The sequence below is a fragment of the Nonomuraea sp. NPDC052634 genome (genome assembly GCF_040678535.1).
GTDB lineage: Bacteria > Actinomycetota > Actinomycetes > Streptosporangiales > Streptosporangiaceae > Nonomuraea > Nonomuraea fastidiosa.
On the sequence record NZ_JBFATY010000010.1, the window covers coordinates 230,876 to 252,095 of the forward strand.

Consider the following 21,220-nt stretch of genomic DNA (forward strand, 5'->3'; position numbering starts at 1 on the left):
ACCGAAGGACGACGTAACCGTGCGTAGAGCCCCCCGTACCGCGATCATGGTCGCGGCGAGCGCGCTCCTGGCGCTCACCGCCTGCAGCGATCCCGCCGCCGGGCCGGCGGCGACCACCGACTCGGCCCCGGCCGCCTGGCCCGAGCCCACCGCCCGCCTGGACGGGGTGACGCTGACGATCTGGGCCGCCCAGAACAGCACCACCACCCCCAAGGCGATCACCGACGCCTTCTCGAAGGCCACCGGGGCCACGGTGGAGGTGGTCACCGTCCCCGACCCGTACGAGCAGGGCGTGCAGACCAAGGTGGCCACCGGCGACAAGCCGGACCTGGCGTTCTGGCAGCCGACGGCGTCGATGCTGACCGCGCTGAACGCCCGCGCCAACCTGCAGCCGCTGGACGGCGCGCCCTGGATCGACAAGCTCTCGCCCGAGCTGCGCGACATCACCGGGATCCTGGACAAGACCCGGTACGCGGCGCTCATCACCAGCCCCGCCGTCGAGGGCGTCTACTACAACAAGAAGGTCTTCGAGGCCAACGGGATCAAGGAGACGCCGAAGTCGTTCGGCGAGATGGTGGAGCTGGCCCGCACGCTCAAGGCCAAGGGCGTCACCCCGTTCTTCGAGATGGCCGGCGACAAGTGGGCCACCCAGTGGTGGGTGCAGGTGCAGCTCGCCGACGCCGCCAAGAACGGGCTGTGGGACCGGATCAACACCGGCGAGGAGACGTTCGAGGACAAGACGATCCTCGATGCGATCAAGACGTACAAGGGTCTGATCGACGAGGGCTTGTTCAACGACGACATCAAGACGGCGACGTTCGAGGACCAGGGCGAGGCGCTGCTGTCCGGCAAGGCCGCCATGGTCGTGCAGGTCAACTCGTTCTTCGGCCAGCTTCAGGCGATGGCGGACACCGCCGAGCTGGACGAGAAGATCGGCTTCTTCCCGATCTCGCCGTCGGGCAACGTCGCCACGTCGATCCCCGACCAGTCGAACGCGCTGGTGGCCTTCCGCACCGGTGATGCCACGCGGGAGGCGGCGGCGCGGCAGCTCCTGGCGTACTGGATGGGGCCGGGCTACCAGACGTTCGTCGACGACCGTAAGACGGTCTCGCTGCGGCCCGACGTGCCGACGCCGGACGGGGTGCCGCAGGCGCTGAAGGACGTGCACGCCTCGCTGGGCGAGTCGGTCGGGTCGATGCAGTCGCTCGCGGTCGCGAACCCCGACCTGTATCTGAACCTGGCCGACATGATTACCGGCAGCCTGTCGCCCGAGCAGGTGGCCGCCGCGACCCAGAAGCAGTTCGCGCAGCTCGCCAAGGCCGCGGGCGCGCCCGGCTTCTGACCCCGTACCCGTGTCTCTCACCAAGGAGCAGACCGTGCCGTCCGGCCAGGAGACGCGCCGCCGCCCGCCCGCCGGGGCGGGGCGGGGCCGCACCCATCCGTTGTGGTTCCTCGTCCCGGCCTTCGCGATCCTGTTCGTCTTCTTCTTCCTGCCGACGCTGTTCAACTTCATCTACGCGTTCACCGACTGGTCGAGCTTCAAGAGCGAGATCAGGCCGGTGGGCCTGGAGAACTTCCGCACGCTGCTGTCGGACGGCACCCTGTTCGGGTCGCTGCGCATCACCGTGATCTACGCGGCGCTGGTGGCGCTGTTTCAGAACCTGTTCGGCTTCGGCCTGGCGGTGCTGCTGGAGCGGGACACCTGGCTGAACAGGGCGGCCAGGCTGGTGTTCGTCATCCCGGTGCTGATGTCCGCGCTGGCCGTCGGGTACGTCTTCCAGGCGCTGCTCAAGCCGGACGGCAGCCTGAACGCGCTGCTGTCGGCGCTGACCGGCGAGCAGGTGGAGATCGCCTGGCTGGGCAGCACCACGTGGACGCTGGTGCTGGCCGCCGTCATCCACGCCTGGAAGTGGATGGGGCTGTCGATGCTCATCTACCTGGCGGGGCTGAAGTCGGTGCCGGAGGACGTCTCGGAGGCGGCGCGCATCGACGGTGCGACGCCCTGGCAGGCGTTCTGGGCGGTGCGTTTCCCGCTGCTCGCGCCGGCGGTGACGTTCAACGTCGCGACGGCGCTGCTCGGCTCGATGAACGGCTTCGACATCGTGCAGGCGCTCACCGGCGGCGGCCCGGCCCGCAGCACCGAGATCCTCAACATCTTCATCTACCGGACGTTCGGGCAGGGCCTGTTCGCGCAGGCCACGACCATGAGCCTGGTGCTGTTCCTCATGGTGGCGCTGCTGGCGTTCCCGGTGATCCGGATCCTGCGCAAGAGGGAGGAGATCCTGTGACGGCGCCTGTCTTCGGCGGTCCCGGGCGGCGGCGTGCCGCCGGCCCGCCGATCTCGCGGGGCCTGGCGGCGCGGCTGCGGCCGGTCGCGGTGGTCGTGCTCGTCCTGCTCGTCATGGGCGTGCCGCTGTGGCTGGTCGTCGTCACGGCGGGCAAGTCGCAGGCGGAGGCGCTCTCCCCGGACCTGTCGCTGCCGTCGCAGTGGCATCTGTGGGAGAACCTGGCCCAGGTCTGGGAGCAGGGCGAGGTGCCGAAGGCGTTCATCGGCAGCGTGCTGGTGGTGGCGCCGTCGGTGGTGCTGGTGCTGGCGCTGGGGTCGATGGCGTCGTGGATCCTGGCCCGTCGTGCCTCGCGGTTCACCGCCGTGCTGTACGCGCTGGCGATCAGCGGCATCGTGCTGCCGCCCGCCGTGGTGACGATCGTGCTGCTGCTGCGCCTGCTCGGCCTGGCGGGCAGCCCGGTCGGCATGATCGGCGTGTACGTCGGCATCTACATGTCCACGGTGATCTTCTTCGTGACGGGCTTCGTGCGTACGGTGCCGCTGTCGCTGGAGGAGGCCGCCCGCATGGACGGCGCGGGCCCGCTGCGGGTGTTCTTCTCGGTCATCCTGCCGCTGCTGCGGCCGGTGCTTGCCACCGCGACCATCCTCATCTGCCTGTACGTCTGGAACGACGTCTTCTACGCCTTCTTCGTCATCGGCGGCCGGTTGGACACGCTGCCGCTGAACCTGTTCCAGGTGGCCAACGCCGGGCTGTACCTCGACAACTGGCACCTGATCTTCGCCTACATCATCCTCATGAGCCTGCCGCTGCTGGCCGTCTTCGCCGTCGCCCAGCGCAAGATCATCTCCGGCATCACCGGCGGCGCCGTCAAGTAGAGCCACGTCCCTAGTCGCACCCCCTATGAGGAGGTTCCTCCATGCCCAGACACCGCTTAGCGCGGCCCGCCCTGGCGTCCGCACTGTCCGTCGCGACGCTGGCGGCGCTCGCCCCGGCCACCGCCGCCTCGGCCTCCGCCGCGGCGCCCGATGTGGTCGCCGTGGACTTCTCGCAGCGCACCGGCCCCGTGTACGGCGGCGCGACCGGCGGCCTGTACGCCCTGTCCGACCCCGGCGTGCCCGGCGACAGCCTGCTGGCCGGCGCCCGGCCGCGCACGGTCGCGCAGAAGGCCCCGGACGGCGAGCAGCATCCCAACGGCGACGCGCTGGCGGTCGCCGACGGCTTCTTCGCGGCGGGCGGCGAAGAGGTCGTGATCTACATGCAGGACGTCTACAGCCGGTGGCCGTACCAGGAGCTCGGCATCGACGACTACCTGGCCAAGGTCGAGACGATGGTCCGCAAGGTCGTCGAGGAGCGGCCGAAGGACAAGGACCGGTTCGTGTGGGTGCCGTTCAACGAGCCCGACTGGATCTGGTACGAGGACTGGGCCACTGAGAAGGAGCGGTTCTTCGCCGACTGGAAGGCGGTGTACGAGCGCATCCGCTCGATCGACCCGAAGGCCCGCATCGTCGGCCCGAACGAGGCGTTCTACCGTCCCGAGCGGCTGCGCGACTTCCTCACCTGGGCCAAGGACACGCCCTGCGCCGGGCAGGACCACTGCCTGCCGGACATCATGGCCTGGCACGAGCTGCAGCGCGAGCGGCTCGCCGAATACCGCGGGCACTACGAGCACTACCGCGCGATGGAGCGGGAGCTCGGCATCGGGCCGCTGCCCATCAACATCGACGAGTACGGCAACCGCCGCGACATGTCGGTGCCCGGCCAGATGATCCAGTGGATCTCGCTGTTCGAGGACACCAAGGTGGACGCCGACATGGCGTACTGGACGTACGCCGGCAACCTCGGCGACCACGCGGTGCGCACCCGGCAGGCGAACGGCGGCTGGTGGCTGCTCAAGTGGTACGCCGACCTGACCGGGCAGACGGTCAAGACGACCCCGCCGCGCCTGAACGAGGCCGACACGGTGCAGGCCGTGGCGGCGATCGACGAGCCGGCGCGGCGCGGCACGATCCTGGTCGGCGGCGGCGCCGCGCCCGTCAGGCTCGACCTGTCCGGCCTCGATCGCCGCGTCTTCGGCGACCGGGTGGACGTCGTGGTGTCGAAGACGACCTGGACCGGCTACGAGGGTGACGCCGTGGAGCCGCCGGTCGTGGCCGCCACCCGGGCCAAGGTGTCCGGCGGCGAGCTGCGGGTGGACGTGCCGGGCGGCGACGTGATGGCGGCCTACCGGGTGACCGTCGTGCCGGCGAGCGGCCCCGCGCCCGCCGCGAACGCGCCCTGGTCGGTGTCCGTGGAGGCCGAGTCGGCGACGCTCACCTCCGCCCGCGTCTTCGACCAGGACACCACCGCCGACCCGCAGCTCTACGCCACCTCCGGCAAGCGCGACGTCGGCGGCATGAGCCAGGACGACTCGGCCGTCACGTTCAGCGTCACCGTGCCCCGCGACGGCCGCTACCGCCTGGGCATCTACCAGGGCACGAACAAGGCGCCCGGCCGGCACGCGCTCTTCGTGGACGGCAGGCTCGACCAGATCGTGCAGTACCCGGCCGACCTCGGCTGGACCTACCGCGGCCGTACCGACGTCGAGATCGAGCTGAGCGCGGGCGCGCACGAGCTGTCGCTGCGCACCAGCGCGGGTGACGGCACGCGGCTGCCGGGCAGCGACGTGACGCTCGACAAGTTCGACCTGACCGAGGTGACCGGGCCGCACCGGGCGGTGCACGGGGCCGACGAGGCGCGGCTGTCCGGCGGCGCGAAGATCACCCGTGGCGGCAAGGGGCCGGCCGTGGTCCTCGGCGGCACGGCGCGGGCCACGTACTTCGTCGCCGCGCGCGAGGACGGCTACCACGACCTGACCTTCGCCTATCACGCCGCCGGGCGCGGCGACCTGCGGGTCACCGTGGACGGACGGCAGGTCCCCGGCCTGCGCGTCACCCGGCCGGGCGAGGGCGCGTCGCGGGCGCGGATCTACCTGCCCGCCGGGATCAGCAAGGTCGAGGTGGGCGGCCCCGGCGGGCTCGAGCTGCGCACGCTGACCACGGCCAGGGCCGCCCAGGCGGACGAGACTGTGCACGCGGTGGAGGCCGAGCAGGCGCGGCTCGCCGGAACCGCCACGGTGGTGACCGTCCCGCCCACGAGCGCGTCGAACGCCTCGCGCGGCGCGTACGTCGGCGACCTGGGCGGCGGCCCCGGCAACACGCTCGCCTTCGACCGGCCCGGCGGGTTCGGCCCCGGCGAGTACGTGCTGGTCGTCCACTACGCCAACGCCGACAGGAACACCGGGCACCCGTACAACACCGACGTGATCAGCCGGTACCTCGACATCACCGAGGACGGCGGCGCGACGGTGCGCGGCGTGTTCCGGCACAACTACGCCTGGGACGGCTTCTGGTCGCAGGCCACGCCGCTGACGCTGACCACCCGGCAGGGCGGGCTCGTCCTCGGCAACGCCGACGGGCCGGGGCCGAACGTGGACCGGGTGGAGCTGGCCAGGTTCGTCGCGGAGGTGGACAACTCGGCCCGCCGCTGACGTACCCGTGAACACAGCGCGCCGGAGTCCGCCGGGCTCCGGCGCGCCGGCGTTTCCGGCGGCATAATGCAGGCGGGGCCGGTCCCGCCGAGGACGGGCTCCTGTTCCACCGCAGCTCGGGAGCCCTCCTCCCCAGCAGGCGGCGCACCACCCGTACGCACGCCCGCAGACCAGGAGCCCGCCAATGTCGCCTGCCACGCCGCGCCCCGGCCTCGCCATGACGATCGAGGAGGCGGGAAGGGCGCTCGCCACCCCTGACGCCTACACCGACGAGCACCGCCTGCACGCCGCGCTCGCCCTGCTGCGCCGTGAGGCCCCCGTGCATCACGTGCGGGCGCCCGGCTACAACCCGTTCTGGGCGATCACCCGGCACGAGGACGTGAACGCCATCGAGCGTGACCACACGCTCTGGCTGAACGCGCCCCGCCCGGTGCTGCGCACCGCCGTGCTCGACGCCGAGCTGGCCGCCCGCCGCGCGCGGGGCAGGGCGCTGTCGAGCCTCGTGCACCTCGACGACCCCGAGCACCGACGGCTGCGGGCGATCGCCGCCGACTGGTTCCGCCCGAAGGCCATGCGCGACATGGGCGAGCGGGTGCGCGAGCTGGCCCGCCGCCACGTCGACCTCATGGCCGAACTCGGCCCGTCCTGCGACTTCGCGCAGCAGATCGCCGCGCCGTACCCGCTGTATGCGATCCTCGCGCTGCTCGGGCTGCCCGAGTCCGACTATCCGCTCATGCTGCGGCTCACGCAGGAGCTGTTCGGCCACGACGACCGCGACAAGGGGCGCGACGCCGGCAGCCGCGCGGGCTACACGACCGCCCTCGAGGACCTGTTCGTCTACTTCCACGACCTCATCACCGAGCGCCGCGCCCGCCCCACCGGCGACCTGGCCTCCCACATCGCGCATGCCCGCATCGACGGGCGGCTGCTCACCGACAACGAGATCGCCTCGTACTACATCCTCATCGCCACCGCCGGGCACGACACGACCAGCTCCACGGTGGCGGGCGGCCTGGAGGCGCTGATCCGCCATCCCGACCAGCTCGACCGGCTGCGCCGCGACCCCGGCCTGCTGCCGGCGGCCGTCGAGGAGATGATCCGCTGGGTGAGCCCGGTCAAGTCGTTCATGCGCACGGCCGCCGCCGACACCAAGGTCCGCGGGGTGCCGATCGCGGCGGGCGAGTCGGTGCTGCTGTCGTACCCGTCGGCCAACCGCGACGAGGACGTCTTCGACGAGCCGTTCCGCTTCGACGTCGGCCGCGAGCCGAACCGGCACCTCGCGTTCGGGACCGGCGTGCACTACTGCCTGGGTGCGGCGCTGGCCAGGATGGAGGTGGAGGCGCTGTTCGCCGCGCTGCTGCCGCGCCTGCGGGACATCGAACCGGACGGGGAGCCGGCGTGGACGGCGACGACGTTCGTCGGCGGCCTGAAGCGCCTCCCGATCCGCTACCGCCTGGCGCCGGCACCGCGCTGAGCCGCCTCGCGCTTTGGGGCGAGTGCTCCGTAAACGGCATGAATGTGCCGTTCCATCGTCCGCCCCGTACGAAAAGCACCCTTCCACAGGAAGGTTTTCTGTGCTGTCATATGACGAACCATGAACATCTCACGCTTACGCCGGATGGCCGGTTATCGTGGCGATTACCGGCGAGGCGAGGAATGAGGTATGCGACGTTTGAGGGTGTCCGGCTGGTCACTGCTCTTCGGCGCCCTCATTTCGCTGTCCGCATGTTCGAATTCCGCGGAGCCGTTGCGTGACGACCAGATCGTGCAGTGCCTTTCCCCCACTCGGCAAACGGAGCTGGCGGCGGCGGCAGCGGCGCTCGACCACCGCCTGACCGCCGCCGGAGACCGCATCGTCACCCCCACCGCCACGCTCGACCCGATCACATGGTCGAGAACCGACCGCGCCGCCTTCACCCGGGCCTGCCGGGCCATGACCTACGTCGCCCCGCCCAAGTCCCCGGAGAGCCCGTTACCCGCCGCGGTGGCCATCCTGCTTCCCGTGCTGGCCGGCGGGCTGGTGGCACTGATCTCTACCGAATGGCGCAACTCCTCGGAGCTGGCGGTCAAGCACGCCGACGACCTGGGCGACGCCGCCGACGCCTTTCTCGTGGCGGCGCGCGAGTACCGTACCGCCCTGCAGGCCGGCCGGACGCCACAGGCGGGGCCGTACGAGCAGAGCCACGAGAAGCTGGCCGCCGAGCTGGCCCGTGTGAGCCGCTTCCGCCCCGGCTGGCGCCAGGTGCCGGTGGCCCGGCGGCTGCTCCTGGAGCGCCTCACCCGTGAACGGGCCCACGACAGCGACATCGAGCCCGAGCTGACCGCGCTGGCGGAGCGGCTGGCGGCCGTCAACCTGGCGCTGCGCCACCGGTTGCGGCTCCACCTGGAAGTGCGCCGCCGATGACCAACCCCATCCACCCGCCGAGCCCCGACGGCTCCCCCTACACCGGGCCGCTGCTCTTCTTCGACGAGCGGGTGGACCACCTGCCGCTGTTCGCGTTCATCGACGGCATGTACAACCTGCTCAACGAGCGCTTCGGCACCGCGGTCACCGCGGAGCGGATCCTGGTCCGCGGCCACCTCATCCTGGTGTACGGCCGGCGCGGCGCGGGCAAGAGCACCTTCGTCCAGCGCTGTGCCTATCGGCTGGCCAAGGAGATCGAGCTGGAGCGTGTCTGCGTCGCCGACTACAGCCAGGCGACCGGCCACCAGGACTGCGAGGACTTCCACCAGATGGCGCTGTGGCTGGCCCGCCAGATGACCGTCCTCCTGGAGGAGGAGGAGTGGACCGTCCATGAGGACGTGGCGTCGCTGCGGGAGACGACCGATGATCCGAATGCGGCCTTCGGCCGCATCAGGGATGTGCTCAACGAGCGCAACGGAGTCGCCGTCATCCTCCTTCCCGCGTACCTGCCGCTCACCTGGGTGCGCGGCTTCCAGGAGCTGGCGCGCCGGCGGATGGTCTTCTTCGCCGAGTCCGACTCGGACGACGCCGGCAAGCTCGCCCATCACTTCGGCAGGCTTCCCACCTGCCATACGATTTTCCTGCCGATCGGTTCCTTGGACGGCGGGGGCAGCGATATCCGCGAAATTCTGGTCAAACGTCAAGTCTCCCTAGGGGACGCGGAAATGAACGAGCTCTCGGCAGCGGTGCGCGACTTCACAACACCCAGGCAGGCCCTTGAACACCTGGCGGTCTTCTTCGACGAATACGGCACGGAAAACATCACCTTCGAGAAAATCAAGGCGTTCAAGGAGAAGCTGGTGCCGCGCCTGCTCGCCGAGTGGGAAAGAGACAGGCAGTCATGACAACCGGCCCAGGACCGCGCGAGCCCGAGGTCCCCGTTACCTACACCCTGCGCCTCGCCGACGACGCCGATCCCACCGGGATCACCGTGATCACGCCGGCCTTCGACAGCGCCCACCGGTTCGTCGACGGCTACCTCGCGACGAGCGGCGGCGGGCTCGGCGAGTCCGGCCGCGCCCTTGCCCTGATCGGCGACCTGGGGTCGGGCAAGACGCACCTGGCCACGTCCCTGCTGCACCGTATCGCGCGCAGCCACGAGGACGCCGTCATCCTCAAGCTGGACACCCCGCACTCGGAGTTCGGCTACCTGTTCCGCAACATCCTGCTGGAGCAGTTCGGCCGCGAGCGGCTGCACGACCTCGTCATCGACTACTACGGTCAGGTGACCGCGGACGGCATCGGCGACGACCAGGCAGGGCCCGAACTGGCCGAGGAGATCCGGTCGCGGCTGCGCGAGGGCACGATCGACCCGCGCAAGGTGGTCGAGCACTTCCACCTGGCCAAGCGGGTGCTGCAGGAGGAGCTGCGGCGCGTGCTGAGCCACCTGACCGAGCACTCGGTGTGGGCGACGGCGCTGGCGCTCATGGTGATGGACGAGCTGACCGACGCGGTGTGGGAGTGGCTGAGCGGCGCTCCCCCGAGCCGCGAGCTGAAGGCGCGGGGCGTACACCGCCAGCTCCACACCTCCGCCGACGCCTACCACACCCTGTCGGTGCTGGTCTATCTCAGCGGCCGCATGCGCCGCCGCACGGTCCTGGTGATCGACGAGTTCGAGAAGCTGCTCGGGGGCGAGGGCCAGGCCGCGCGCGACGCGGTCAACTCCCTGGAAGAGCTGGTCAAGGTGTTCATCGACGCCAGAGGGCTGCTGATCTACTGCGGGCCCACCGACAGCCTGCCGCTGGTCAGCAGGGGCACGTTTCAGCGCACCCGGATCATCACGCCCTCGCCGTTCGGCCGCGAGGAGACGGTCGAGCTCATCGCCAAGCGCGGCCACCAGGTGAGCGAGGCGGTGGCCGAGTCGCTGGTGCAGCTCACCGATGGCAACCCGCGCGAGATCCTCTCGTTGTTCCGCCGTGCGCAGGCGATCGTCGAGCCGACCGGCAGGCCGGTGACCACCACCACGATCAGGGAGGCCGTCAGGCAGCGCCACGAGTTCGAGCCGTGGGAGGTGACCACCACCGTACGCCGCATCCTGGAGGACAGCGGGCTCGACTTCCGCACCGACGTGGTGCTCGCGGCCGACACCGACCCCATCGACTTCTGGGTCCGCTACGCCGACGGCCGGGCCGCGGTCGCCGTGCTCGTCACCAGGTCCCTGCTGAGCGAGGGCGACGACGCCCAGCTCGGACGGCGGGTGGCCGCGGTGCGGGCCGGCCGGATGCCGTGCGAGGTGATCACCGTGGTCAACGGACACCTCGCCACGGGGATGCGGGCCGAGGTGTCTGGCCTGACCGGCCGCCAGCCGCTGCTGTTCAACATGCAGGACTTCGGCAGGAGGTTCAGGGAGACGCTGGAGAGCGCGCTCGGCCGGCTGGCCGCCGCGGCGGAGGAGAACGTGCTGGAGGGCCTGCGCCGCCGGATGGACCGGCTGAGCAGGCAGCAGAGCGCCACCCAGAACATGATCGACCAGTTGCACGCGTCGGTCGCCGGGCTCAGGTCCGCCCCGTCGTCCGGCTCCGCGCAAGCCGGGCTCACGGCGCTGCCGCCGGCCGTGGCCGAGCAGTTCCAGCGGGCCGGCGCAGTCACCGAGGACACCGGCGAGCTCGACCGGCTGCTGCACGACGTCTTCGACGACCCGGCGGGCGGCGAGCACAGCCTGCGCGCCCGGCGGCGGCTGGCCTCGCGGGAACTGGTGGAGGCGGCCGGCGCGGCCATGGTGCAACGGCTGCTGGTGCGGGCGTTTCAGGAGCGGGTGGCGCGGTTCTTGGCCAGCGCGCCGCCGGGGCGGCTGAGCCCCGCCCAGGAGGAGGAGCTACGGGCGATCTGCCGCACCTTCGAGGTGACCGTGCAATCGCTGCCGCTTGCGCCGCTCAGCTCGGCGGCTCCTGAACGGGGTCCGACGCGTCCGCCGCGACCGGACGAGCGGACCCGGGTGCTGGACGAGCTGGGCCGCCGGGTGCTGAACGGAGTGATCTCCGCCGTACGGCCGTGACCGCTCGCCGCAGGCCGCTGTTGGCCGCCAAATGCAGCACGTTCACCACCAGCACGGCGGGCGCGATGATCGCCACCGCCCGCGGGTAGCCGGGCGTCAGCGTCAGCGCCAGCAGGATCGCGGTGATGCCGTTCTGCTGGCCGAGCGCGAGGCTCACCCGGTCGCGGAGGGGCAGGCCCCGGGTGATGAGCAGGCCGCCGACGACGGCCTGCGCCGCGAACGCCGCGCCGCCGAGCACCAGCGCCATGGCCGGCTCGATCCCGGCGACCAGCAGCGTGCCCACCGCGAAGGTGGCCAGGTAGAAGGCGCCGGTCAGCGCCCCGTCGAGCAGCCTGCCCAGCGCGGGGCGGAAGAACAGCCCGATGAGGGCCATGCCGAGGACAAGGAACTGCGCGGTGGCGAACGCCAGCAGCGCGATGAGCACCAGCAGCGAGACGGCTCTGACCAGGCCGGGCCGCGGCCGCCTGAGGCCTGCCAGGCGGCGGGCCGTCGTCACGGCCGCCAGGACCGCCGCGGCGAAGAGCAGGTTGATCCCCAGGTTCGCCAGGTAGTCGCCGTAGCCGTCGCCGAGACCGCCCAGCACGAGGGACGACAGGTATACGGTCAGCAGCGCGGTGATCGGGTCGTCGAAGGAGGCCCAGGCCAGCAGCAACGACCTGGCGCGCGGCGACATGCGGGCCCGGCCGATCAGCGCGCCGACCGACAGCGGGTCGATCTGGGCGACCGCCAGCGCCAGCAGGACGACGGCGGGTTCGCCGAAGAACAGCCACATGACGCTCGCGATCAGCGCCGTCTTCAGCAGCACGCCCACGGTGACCGCGAGCACGACCGTCCTGACGTCACCGGCGACCGACTCCTTGTCGATGCCGTGCACGCTGCCGTACAGGCCGAGGCAGAGCAGGGCCGTCACACCGTAGAGGAAGACCGGATGCCCGGCATGGCTGCCCAGTCCGAGGGCGGCGAAGGCCCAGCCGGCCAGTGCCACGCCGACTCCCTTCGCCAGCCGGTCGGCGGCGGGGTCGTTCAGTAACGGACGCACGCCCTCTCCCCTCGTGGCCGGGCCCCTACGCGACGGTAGCCGCTCGCGGGTCATCCGGCCATGGGCCGCGCCGCCACATCAGCCCGTCCCCAGCAGCTCGCCGATCCGGTGCAGCCCCTCGCGCAGCCGGTTCTCGGCGGCGAAGACCTCCGGCTGGAACACGGTGAGACCGGCCACGAACCCCCGGGTGCCGGGCAGCGGGTAGACGTAGAGTGCGCCTGAGACGACGTCGAGGACCAGCCGCCGCAGCGGCGCCTCCGAGAGCTGCCGCAGCGCGTACGCCAGCTCCGGCATATCGGAGCGGAGCCGGGCGGCGAAGTCCTGATACATCTTGCGCGCCCCCTCACCGCCCGCCGCACCGCCGAACCACGGCGCCAGCGCCGGGCTGTCGAGGACGTCGGCCGCGCACAGGAAGCGCCAGTCGCGGTAGACGGCCACGTAGTGCAGGTCGTCGACACAGGCGAGCGAGCCGAGGCAGCTTTCCAGGTCGGCGATCAGCGCGGGATCGGCCCCCTCGCCCGCGGTGGTCCTGAGCACCTGCGTGGCGATGCCGGGCCGGTCCCGGGGGCCGTGCCGGCCACCGGGGAGCTGGTCGGCCTGTAGGTAGACCTCCTTCCTGATGCGCGTGACGAGCCGGGAGACCTGCTCGTCCATGGCGTCGGCGGCGTCGAGGTCGCGGGTCACGCCGATTAGAAACTCCTCCTCGAAGACGTGCCCGCACTGCACGGCCGCGTCCTCGGTCACCACGAACGTGCGTATCAGCTCGCCGGTGCCGAAGCCGCGTAGCAGGCCGTCGAAGCGGACGTGTTCGTTGACGAGCTGGCGGAAGGCGCGCTCCAGGGCCGCGCGCTCCTCGTCGTCCGCCTGCGCGATGGTGAAGATGTGGAAGCCGCGGTCGTAGAAGGCGAGCACCTGGGCGTCCGGCAGGCCTGGCAGCGCCTCCTCGCAGAACGTGATCAGCCGCTCGTGCCCGGCATGGGCGAAGGGCGAGCGCGTCGTCCTCACATGGCCTCCCGCATCTTAGTTCCCGAGGATCTCGATCTCGGCGGCGTGACGGGGCACGTCCTCCGCCCCCGGATGGCCGACCACGCGGCGCCGGGTGTTGGTCAGGTTCTCCTGCACGGCGAGCGTGCGCGGGTGCCCGGGGCCGTAGATCCTGGCCAGGCGGTCCCACGCCCGTTCCTCCAGCACCAGGGCCTGCGCCGGGTCGTCCCGCACCAGCCGGTCCGCCAGCGTCACCGCGGCGGCCAGCGTGTACGGATGCCGGGTCCCCAGCCGCTTGTGCAGCGCCCGGTGGGCCTGCCCGGCCAGTTCCAGCGCCTCGGTCTCGGCTCCGGCCGCGGCCAGGTAGATGGCCAGGTTGACCCGGGCGGCGTGGGTGAAGGGGTGATCGGCCTGCATGGCGGCGAGCCCGGCGACCACCTGCCGCGCATTGCCGGCCGCGGCGGCGTGCTCGCCCCGTGCGTGCAGGTCGGCGGCCAGGCCGGCCTGGCAGATCAGCGTGTAGAGGTGGGTCGCGCCGAGCAGGGAGCGCAGCTCGTCCAGCGTCTCCCGGTCGCGGGCCAGCGCTTCGAACGAGCGCCCGAGCATTCGTTCGGCCGCCGCGAGGCTGGCCTGCATCCGAAGCATGAGCATGGTGCGCGGCTGCCCTTTGGCGCTCAGGCCGGCGAGCCGATCGGCGGCCGCGCGGGTCAGCTCGTACGACTCGGCGTACCTGCCCAGGTCGCGCAGGAGCACGCCGGCCGTCTGCGCCGTCCGCAGCAGGCCTAGGTCGCTGTCACCGAACAGCGCGCGCCGCCGGTCCATGCGCTGCTTGGCCAGCTCGTACGCGCGGTGCGGCTGGCCGTTGAGCGAGGCGGACAGCGCCAGGCTGTTGAGCGCCTTGCTCGTCCACTCGTGGTCGGGCCCGAACACCCGGTTCATGCCCCCGTAGGCGACCGAGTCCCAGTGGTAGGCCTCCTCGAAGTCGCCCGCCGCCCGCAGGTCGGCCGCGTGGACCTGGGCAGCGATGTACTTGAGCGGGTGGTCGCGCCTGGCCAGGCTGAAGGCCTGCAGCGCTTGGTGGGACAGGGCCCGGGCGGTCTGGGGCCGGTCGAGCATGCGGTAGGTGTTGGCCAGCTCCATGCGCAGCCGGTTGACCAGCTCAGGCTTGGTCCCGGCGCCGGGGGCGGTCCAGCTCCGCAGCGCGCCGTCGCCGATGGCGACCGCCTGTTCCCATGCGCTGCGATCGCCTAGCAGGAACAGGTAGCGGACCTGCCCGATGATCCAGCGCTGCACCATCTCGTCCGCGCATTCGAGAGCGCCCGTGGGGAAGACGTGCTTGGCCAGCTCCAGATACATGGCGGCGTCCGGCCCCTCGGTGTCGGCGGGTGCGTGCCTGGCCAGCAGCGTGAGCACATGGTGGCGGCGCTCCTCGACCTGCCCGGCAGACATGCGGGCGCGGACCAGGGCCGCGGTCACACGGTGCACGCGCAGCCGGCCGCCCGGCCCCGGTTCCACCCTGGCCAGGGCGTGCACGTGCAGCAGCCGCAGCAGGGCGTCGACCATGAAGCCGTCGCCGTACTCGTGGACCAGCGAGACCGCGTAGTCACGTGAGGCGGTGGAGTGGGCTAGGCTCAGCGGGACACCGTCAGAGGAGACGAAGGTCAGCGCCTCCAGCAGCCAGGGGGCGCCCGTGCCGCCCGGCACGCCGTGCAGCAGGTCGAGCATCATCTCGACCAAAACGGCGTGCACGTCGTCGGGGCGGCCGCGTTCACGCAGCTCGCGCTTGATCCGCTCGTAGGTGAACAGGAACCGGTCGACGGTGATCGTGCGCAGGTCCTCGATCGTGCGGCGGGGCCGCTGCGCGCTACTCAGCTGCCGTGCCAGCCACGCCCTGGCCATGGTGACGGCCAGCGGCAGGCGCTCGACGGCCTCGGCCACCCTTGCCGCGCCGTCCTCGCTGAGCAGCTCGTCGCCCGAGGTCAGCAGCTCGACGGCGTCCGCGGTGGACAGGCCGCCGACCTCGACGCGGGTGAAACCGTCCGGCCAGCCATCCGCGCGCGAGGTCACGACGACATGGCCGTACGGACCTTGCGGGATGAGATCAAGGATCTCCTCGGGGTGGTCGGCCTCGTCGAAGATCAGCAGCCAGCGGCCCGCATGGGGAGTGGCCAGGTGCTCTCGCAGCGTGGTCACCGCGTCCTCGCGCGGCGGCAGGCCCAGCTCCTGGCCCAGCCGGCGCAGGCCCTCGCGGGCGGTGTAGGTGTCCTCGGCGTGCACCCAGTGCACGACGTCGTACGCGCTGCGGAAGCGGTGGGCGTATTCGGCGGCCAGGGCGCTCTTGCCGCGGCCTGCCGCGCCCTGGAGCACGCAGCGGCCGGTGCGGTCCCACCGGGGCCCGAGCGCGGCGCGCAGGCTCGCCAGCAGCTTGCGTCGGCCGACGAACTCGTCGTTGCGCTGCGGCAGGTTCGACAGGTCGGGCGGCCGGCCGGGGAAGCGGGCCGTGCCCGCGCCCTCGCCGCCGGCCACGAACGCGCCCCCGACGCCGAGCGTGGCCTGCAGCGCGTCGGCGGCCTCCGCCTCGTCCAGGCCGCGCAGGTCCAGCTCCATCTCGCCTGCCTGGGGCTCGCCCGCGCTCTTGCCGTCCACCAGCACGCGGATGAGCCCTCGGCCGGGAATCGGGGCGGGCCGATCGTGGCGGCGCCGCCAGTCGAAGCCGGTAGGCTCGCCGGCCGGGCCCACGAACATCACGGCCGTGTGCGTGTCGCCGGCCAGCAGGTCGACCGGGGTGCGCTCAAGGTAGTCGTCCTTGCCGACGATGTCGGTGGGGACGCCCCACAGACCGACCTGGGCGCCGATCCACTCTCCCCACACGTCGTAGCCGGGCGCGGAAACGACCGAAACCTGGCGCAGCGTCGTCACCGCGCCACCGCTGAGCAGCTCCACCAGGCGCTCGTAGGCGGCGCGCTGGGTGCCGCCGGAGCCGGGCGGCTCGCTGATGACGGCCAGGTCATCGGAGAAGTAGGCGGCGCTGTCGTAGGGCACCTCGACGGCGATGTCCGTGCCGAAGGCCCCGGTGGCCCGGCGGCGGGCGTCTTGCAGCAGGTCGTCACCGTCGGGGGAGACCATGGTGGGCAGGGGCGTGACGGGGGTGCCCGCCCGCTGTATCCGGCGAGCCGCCGTCGCGGCCTCGTCTATCCCGTACGGGCTGAGCCAGAAGCAGATCACCACGTGGTCGCAGGAACGGATGAGCGGCGACGGCTCCAGGCCCGGCCGCAGGTTGACCAGGACGTAGTCGTAGGGGGCGGAGGCGTCGATCTCCCCGGCGGACGGCACCGCGTGCCACACGGACCGGCCGGGCAGTTCGGTGGCGATCTCCAGGGCGGACCAGTCACCTGGCCCCACCGTCCGCGGTTCGGCCGGGCGCTCGGGGAGGAAACGGCTCAAATGGTGCCACAAAGCGGGTGCCTGTGGCTCCTCGTCGAGGACGAGAACACGTTTTCCCGCCTCGGCGAGAAGAAGCGCGCAGTTGCACAGCGCCATGGTGCGGCCGAGACCGGCCCGGGTCGAGAAAAAACCGATCACGCGAGCATTCGTCATCGTCTCCACCGCCGCTGCTTCGCACTATGCCGAGACCGGGCCCACCGACCTAATCCTTGCCCGTGCCGGGCAGGCACGTGTCGTGGCCGAGGAAATAAGTCTCCGACGGATCGCCCGCGTCCGCCAGCAACCGCCGTACGGCGCGGCTCAGCGCACTGTCGGGCAGCCGGGCGACCACGTCGAGGTCGAGTTCCGGCAGATCCGGCAGCTCCGAACGGAAAATCTCCTCCACCTGTCCCCCAGGGCCGAAATCGTAGGCAATTTCCGGTTAACGCGATATTATCCGGTGAGCGTTTCCCCGAGAATTGGATGGCAGTGCATTTATTTCCCGCAGCCATGCCGGAGAGTTTTCGCACATTCGTTCTCAAAGTTCACAGCCGTTGTGATCTGGCCTGCGATCATTGCTACGTTTACGAATCCGCCGACCAGAGCTGGCGCCACCGTCCCCGCATGATGAGCGCCGCGATCGCGTCGGCGACGGCCGCCCGCATCGAGGAGCACGCGGCGACACACGGCCTGCGCTCGGTCAACGTCGTTCTGCACGGCGGCGAGCCGCTGCTGTGCGGCCCCGCCCACCTGCGTACCCTGCTCGCCGTCTTCTCCGGGATGTCCGTACGCGCCAACCTGACCGTCCAGACCAACGGGCTACGGCTCGGCCCTGCCGTCCTCGACCTCTTCGACGAGTTCGCCGTCCGAGTCGGCGTCAGCATGGACGGCGGGCGCGCCGCCCACGATCGGCACCGCAAGACCCGTACAGGGCGGGGCAGCTACGACCGGGTCAGGGCGGGCGTGGAGGCGCTGGCCGCCCGTGAGGGCCGCTTCGCCGGGCTGCTGTGCACGATCGACCTGCGCAACGACCCCGTGGAGGTATACGAGGAACTGATCGCGCTCAAACCGCCGGCCATCGACTTCCTGCTGCCCCACGGCAACTGGTCGCAGCCGCCTCCTGGGCGCGTGCCCGGGGGCGGCACCCCGTACGGGGACTGGCTGGTCGCCGTCTTCGACCGGTGGTACGGCGCATCGCCCCCGGAGACCTCGGTCCGCATCCTGGAGGCGATCCTCACGCTGTACCTGGGCGGCCGGTCAGGCACCGAGGGCGTCGGGCCGGAGCCGGCGGCCGTCGTGGTGGTGGAGAGCGACGGCTCAATCGAGCAGAGCGACGCGCTCAAGTCCGCCTATCACGGCGCGGCCCGTACCGGGCTGCACGTGGCCACCGATCCGTTCGACGCGGTTTTCGGCCTGCCCGGCGCGGCGGTGCACCGACCGCCGCCGGCCGCCTGCCTGTCCTGCCCGCACGTGCGGGTGTGCGGCGGCGGGCACGTCGCGCACCGCTACCGCGACGGCGCCGGCTTCGACCGGCCCAGTGTCTACTGCCCCGACCTCTACCGGCTGATCGGGCACATCGGCTCGGTTTTGTCCGGCGACCTGGCCCGGCTGTGCGGATGATCCGCGAGTTTGTGCTGCCTCCCGCGGCGCTCGACGAGCTGGCACACGGCGGCGCTTGGCCCGGCGCGCCCGCCGCGATGGAGCGAGGCAAGAACACGCTGCTCCTGCATGCCGTGGCCACCCGCAGCCGCGAGCTCGGACATCTGGGGGCACAGGCGGCGGCCGACGGGTACCGGCTGCTCACGCACGTCCATCGGGCCGCCCCCGCGGCGGCGGCGCAGACGCTGGGTTATCCGCTGCTCGGCACGTGGGCCTCAGCCACGGTGGCGGCCCTGGAGCGCGGGGCCGACGACGCGGCGCCACACCGGCTCGCCGCCGTGGCCGCCGCCGCCGTCCTGCTCGCCCGGCTGCCCCTGACCGTCCGCTTCCACACGGATGCGGGCGCGGCGGAGCTGCCCGGCCTCGGGCGGCTGGTGCTGCCGGGTATCGCGGCCGGCGAGCCGGTCGCGCTGGTCGCGGACGGCTCCGGCGCCGCCCGCCTGGACGTGGCCGGCGAGCGCTTCCCGCTGCCCCGCGTGCTCCGCGCGGATGCCGAGGCAGGCGGCGCCCACGGAGAGAGGGCTCGATGGGAGGGCGTGCGGGATGCCGGGTTCCTGCTCGACGACGTGGACCCGTGGCGCTTCCCCGGGCCGATCCCGCCGCTGGAGCGGCTGGCCGGTCCGGAGGCGGCGGCCTGGGGCACGCGGCTGCGGCGGGCGATGCGGCTGCTCAACGCCCGTCACCCGGGCGTCGCGCGAGCCTTGCGGGAGGTCACCAAGGTCGTCGTGCCGATCTCGCCTCCGGAGGCGGGCACGCGCAGCGCGACGGCCAGGACGGCGTACGGCAGCGTCGCCATGTCGCGGCCGCACGACACCAGGTCCGCCGCGCTCACGCTGGCCCACGAGGTTCAGCACGCCAAGCTGACCATGCTGATGGACCTGTTCGACCTGGTACGCCCGGGCGTGCGTGACCACTACTACGCGCCGTGGCGCGACGATCCACGCCCGGCGGCGGCGCTGCTGCAGGGCGCGTACGCGCACATGGGGGTGGCCGGGTTCTGGCGGGCCGAGCGCCACGTGGCGGCAGACCCCGAGGTGGCGCACAGCGAGTTCGCGCGCTGGCGGGACGCCGCGTACGAGGTGTGCCTGACTCTGCTCGCCGGCGGCGCGCTCACACCGCTCGGCCGCCGCTTCGTCAGGGGCATGCTCGAGACGCTGGCGGCCTGGCGGGCCGAGCGCGTCCCCGCCGAGGCCTCGGCGCGGGCCCGCCGCGCTGCCGCCCGGCACCGGCTTCAGTGGGTCGCCCGCCACAGAAGCTGAGCCCCGGCCTTGACCTCGGCTTGGGGGTATCCGTGCCCTATCCGTGCCCGCCGCCGACGACGCCGCAAGGCTGCGCGGGTAGGGCGCAGATCATGACGAAGAAGCGGAAGCAGGTGCCGTCCGTGGGTGACGAGGTCACCTGGAAGAGTCACGGCTCCACCGCCCATGGCAAGGTCGAGAAGAAGGTCACCAGCCGGCAGGAGGAGGCCGGCCGCACGGTCGCGGCCTCGCCGGAGGAGCCCCAGTACGTCGTGCGCAGCGAGAAGAGCGGCAAGAAGGCCGTGCACAAGCCGTCGGCGCTGCACGAGGACGAGGGGTGAGCCGATGGTCGCGGTGAGCGAGGACCGCGCGGCGATCGCGAAGGAGTTCGGCGAGGCGGTGAACATGACCGCCGGGGAGCTGGAGGAGTGGCTGGAGACCGACGAGTCCAAGGCGGTCGGCCAGAAGGACGGCGGCGGCGAGTCCACCGGCCACGAGTCGGGGCGCAGGATCGTACGGCTTCTGCGGGCCAAGAAGTCGGAACTGACCGACGACGACTACGCCCACATGCGCAAGGTGCTCGGCTACATTCACCGGCACCTCGCGCAGCGGCCCTCAGGGGACGTCAGGAACACCAAGTGGCGCTACTCGCTGATGAACTGGGGTCACGACCCGCTCAAGTGAGCGCGGCTGTCAGCGTTCGAGGAAGTCCAGCAGGAGTGCGGCCGTACCCGGCGGGTCCTCCAGGATCGGGGTGTGCCCGATCCCGGGCAGCAGCTCGACCCTGGCCCCGGGCACGGCGCGATAATCGGCGGCGGACGACGAGCGCCACCTGCGGTCGTCCGCGCCGAACACCACCAGCAGCGGCTTGCCGAGCCCGGCCAGCCGGTCGGGGAGCGCCCGCCGCCGCAGGTACTCGGTGGTCTCCCGCATCGTCGTGGTGAGCGAGTGGAAGGTCATGAGGCGCACCTCGTCCAGGAGCACCTGGGGGACCTCGAAGCCGGGACGGCTGAAGCCGGTGCCGCCGAACCTGCGGATCTGCTCGTCGTCCGGCGGCCAGCGGTCCGGTGAGAGCGGCAGCGGCTCCTGCGGGATGAACGCCTCCAGGCTCGGCCCGGTGTTGATGAGCACGAGCGCGTCCACCAGGCCGGACCGCTGCTCGGCGAGCGCGGTCGCCACCACGCCGCCGCTGGAGTGCCCGGCCACGGTGGCGCGTTCGATCCCGAGCCGGTCCAGCGCCTCTCCGGCGCGGCGCGCCTGGTCCTCCGTCGCGTAGCTCCGGTCGTCCGGCTTGCCCGACCTGCCGTGTCCGAGCAGGTCGATCCGTATGACGTGGTACGTCTCCGCGAGCGGCGGGACGAGCGCGTCCCACGAGCGCAGCGAGCTTGCGGAGCCGTGGATGAGCAGGAGCGCGGGGGCGTCGCGCGGGCCGTCCTGGCGGACATGGAGGTCTCCGTCGTCCAGGCGCAGGGTGCGGCTCTCGGTGGGGCCGCCCAGCACGCGCGGCCCGTCTTCGTGAACGGTCATGCCCGCCACTGTGCCGGGCGGCGGGTGCGGCGTATTGCAGAAATGTTCCCAGGCCGGGCTCGCGGCGCCTGCGACGG

16 protein-coding genes are annotated in these 21,220 nt (G+C 71.8%); 12 read left to right on the forward strand and 4 right to left on the reverse strand.

All coding sequences use genetic code 11. The annotated features are described in order from the left end of the window. Positions 1-19 precede the first annotated feature (19 nt). The 8 genes from AB0K67_RS32840 (at position 20) to AB0K67_RS32875 (ending at position 11,273) form a co-directional block, all read left to right on the forward strand. Positions 20-1,342 (forward strand): extracellular solute-binding protein, encoded by a 1,323-nt coding sequence (locus AB0K67_RS32840; protein WP_364068001.1) that lies wholly within the window; start codon positions 20-22, stop codon positions 1,340-1,342. 10 nt (positions 1,343-1,352) lie between these two features. Further along, complete coding sequence (locus AB0K67_RS32845; RefSeq protein ID WP_364068002.1) at positions 1,353-2,288, forward strand: sugar ABC transporter permease; 936 nt, start codon at positions 1,353-1,355, stop codon at positions 2,286-2,288. Next, complete coding sequence (locus tag AB0K67_RS32850; RefSeq protein ID WP_364068003.1) at positions 2,285-3,163, forward strand: carbohydrate ABC transporter permease; 879 nt, start codon at positions 2,285-2,287, stop codon at positions 3,161-3,163. The genes AB0K67_RS32845 and AB0K67_RS32850 overlap by 4 nt, the downstream gene beginning before the upstream one ends. Positions 3,164-3,204: 41 nt before the next feature. Further along, positions 3,205-5,814 (forward strand): hypothetical protein, encoded by a 2,610-nt coding sequence (locus tag AB0K67_RS32855; protein ID WP_364068004.1) that lies wholly within the window; start codon positions 3,205-3,207, stop codon positions 5,812-5,814. Positions 5,815-5,998: 184 nt separating this feature from the next. Then, entirely contained in the window at positions 5,999-7,288 is a 1,290-nt protein-coding gene (locus AB0K67_RS32860) for a cytochrome P450 (protein WP_364068005.1), read from the forward strand. A 273-nt stretch (positions 7,289-7,561) separates the two neighbouring features. Next, entirely contained in the window at positions 7,562-8,218 is a 657-nt protein-coding gene (locus AB0K67_RS32865) for a hypothetical protein (RefSeq protein WP_364068006.1), read from the forward strand. Beyond that, on the forward strand, positions 8,215-9,123 hold the full coding sequence (locus tag AB0K67_RS32870) for a hypothetical protein (RefSeq protein ID WP_364068007.1): 909 nt from the start codon (positions 8,215-8,217) through the stop codon (positions 9,121-9,123). Before AB0K67_RS32865 ends, AB0K67_RS32870 begins: the two co-directional genes overlap by 4 nt. Beyond that, on the forward strand, positions 9,120-11,273 hold the full coding sequence (locus AB0K67_RS32875; RefSeq protein WP_364068008.1) for a hypothetical protein: 2,154 nt from the start codon (positions 9,120-9,122) through the stop codon (positions 11,271-11,273). The genes AB0K67_RS32870 and AB0K67_RS32875 overlap by 4 nt, the downstream gene beginning before the upstream one ends. Before the next feature lie 1,117 nt (positions 11,274-12,390). Here the strand turns inward: AB0K67_RS32875 and AB0K67_RS32880 are convergent. From AB0K67_RS32880 to AB0K67_RS32890, 3 genes are all read right to left on the reverse strand, one after another. Continuing rightward, complete coding sequence (locus AB0K67_RS32880; protein WP_364068009.1) at positions 12,391-13,317, reverse strand: hypothetical protein; 927 nt, start codon at positions 13,315-13,317, stop codon at positions 12,391-12,393. A 15-nt stretch (positions 13,318-13,332) separates the two neighbouring features. Continuing rightward, the gene (gene fxsT / locus AB0K67_RS32885) at positions 13,333-16,878 is read right to left on the reverse strand and encodes an FxSxx-COOH system tetratricopeptide repeat protein (protein WP_364068010.1); all 3,546 of its coding nucleotides are present in this window, start codon (positions 16,876-16,878) and stop codon (positions 13,333-13,335) included. A 64-nt stretch (positions 16,879-16,942) separates the two neighbouring features. Further along, on the reverse strand, positions 16,943-17,125 hold the full coding sequence (locus tag AB0K67_RS32890; RefSeq protein WP_364068011.1) for a hypothetical protein: 183 nt from the start codon (positions 17,123-17,125) through the stop codon (positions 16,943-16,945). Between the two features lie 104 nt (positions 17,126-17,229). Here AB0K67_RS32890 and AB0K67_RS32895 point away from each other — a divergent pair, with 104 nt between their 5' ends. The 4 genes from AB0K67_RS32895 (at position 17,230) to AB0K67_RS32910 (ending at position 20,300) form a co-directional block, all read left to right on the forward strand. Further along, positions 17,230-18,339 (forward strand): FxsB family cyclophane-forming radical SAM/SPASM peptide maturase, encoded by a 1,110-nt coding sequence (locus AB0K67_RS32895; RefSeq protein WP_364068012.1) that lies wholly within the window; start codon positions 17,230-17,232, stop codon positions 18,337-18,339. Next, positions 18,336-19,637 carry an HEXXH motif-containing putative peptide modification protein gene (locus AB0K67_RS32900; RefSeq protein WP_364068013.1) on the forward strand — a complete coding sequence of 434 codons (1,302 nt, stop codon included), beginning with the start codon at positions 18,336-18,338 and terminating at the stop codon, positions 19,635-19,637. The genes AB0K67_RS32895 and AB0K67_RS32900 overlap by 4 nt, the downstream gene beginning before the upstream one ends. A gap of 92 nt (positions 19,638-19,729) precedes the next feature. After that, entirely contained in the window at positions 19,730-19,957 is a 228-nt protein-coding gene (locus tag AB0K67_RS32905) for a DUF2945 domain-containing protein (protein WP_364068014.1), read from the forward strand. Positions 19,958-19,961: 4 nt separating this feature from the next. Further along, complete coding sequence (locus AB0K67_RS32910) at positions 19,962-20,300, forward strand: DUF3140 domain-containing protein (protein WP_364068015.1); 339 nt, start codon at positions 19,962-19,964, stop codon at positions 20,298-20,300. A 9-nt stretch (positions 20,301-20,309) separates the two neighbouring features. Here AB0K67_RS32910 and AB0K67_RS32915 read toward each other — a convergent pair whose 3' ends face one another. Further along, positions 20,310-21,143, reverse strand: a complete 834-nt coding sequence (locus AB0K67_RS32915) for an alpha/beta fold hydrolase (RefSeq protein WP_364068016.1) — start codon at positions 21,141-21,143, stop codon at positions 20,310-20,312. Positions 21,144-21,220: the final 77 nt, after the last annotated feature.

Bases quoted from the DNA above. Each gene is read 5' to 3' on its own strand.
- AB0K67_RS32855 (WP_364068004.1), top strand. From the start codon at position 3,205: ATGCCCAGACACCGCTTAGCGCGGCCCGCCCTGGCGTCCGCACTGTCC.
- AB0K67_RS32860 (WP_364068005.1), top strand. From the start codon at position 5,999: ATGTCGCCTGCCACGCCGCGCCCCGGCCTCGCCATGACGATCGAGGAG.
- AB0K67_RS32870 (WP_364068007.1), top strand. From the start codon at position 8,215: ATGACCAACCCCATCCACCCGCCGAGCCCCGACGGCTCCCCCTACACC.
- AB0K67_RS32875 (WP_364068008.1), top strand. From the start codon at position 9,120: ATGACAACCGGCCCAGGACCGCGCGAGCCCGAGGTCCCCGTTACCTAC.
- AB0K67_RS32895 (WP_364068012.1), top strand. From the start codon at position 17,230: ATGCCGGAGAGTTTTCGCACATTCGTTCTCAAAGTTCACAGCCGTTGT.
- AB0K67_RS32900 (WP_364068013.1), top strand. From the start codon at position 18,336: ATGATCCGCGAGTTTGTGCTGCCTCCCGCGGCGCTCGACGAGCTGGCA.
- AB0K67_RS32905 (WP_364068014.1), top strand. From the start codon at position 19,730: ATGACGAAGAAGCGGAAGCAGGTGCCGTCCGTGGGTGACGAGGTCACC.
- AB0K67_RS32910 (WP_364068015.1), top strand. From the start codon at position 19,962: ATGGTCGCGGTGAGCGAGGACCGCGCGGCGATCGCGAAGGAGTTCGGC.
- AB0K67_RS32915 (WP_364068016.1), bottom strand. From the start codon at position 21,143: ATGACCGTTCACGAAGACGGGCCGCGCGTGCTGGGCGGCCCCACCGAG.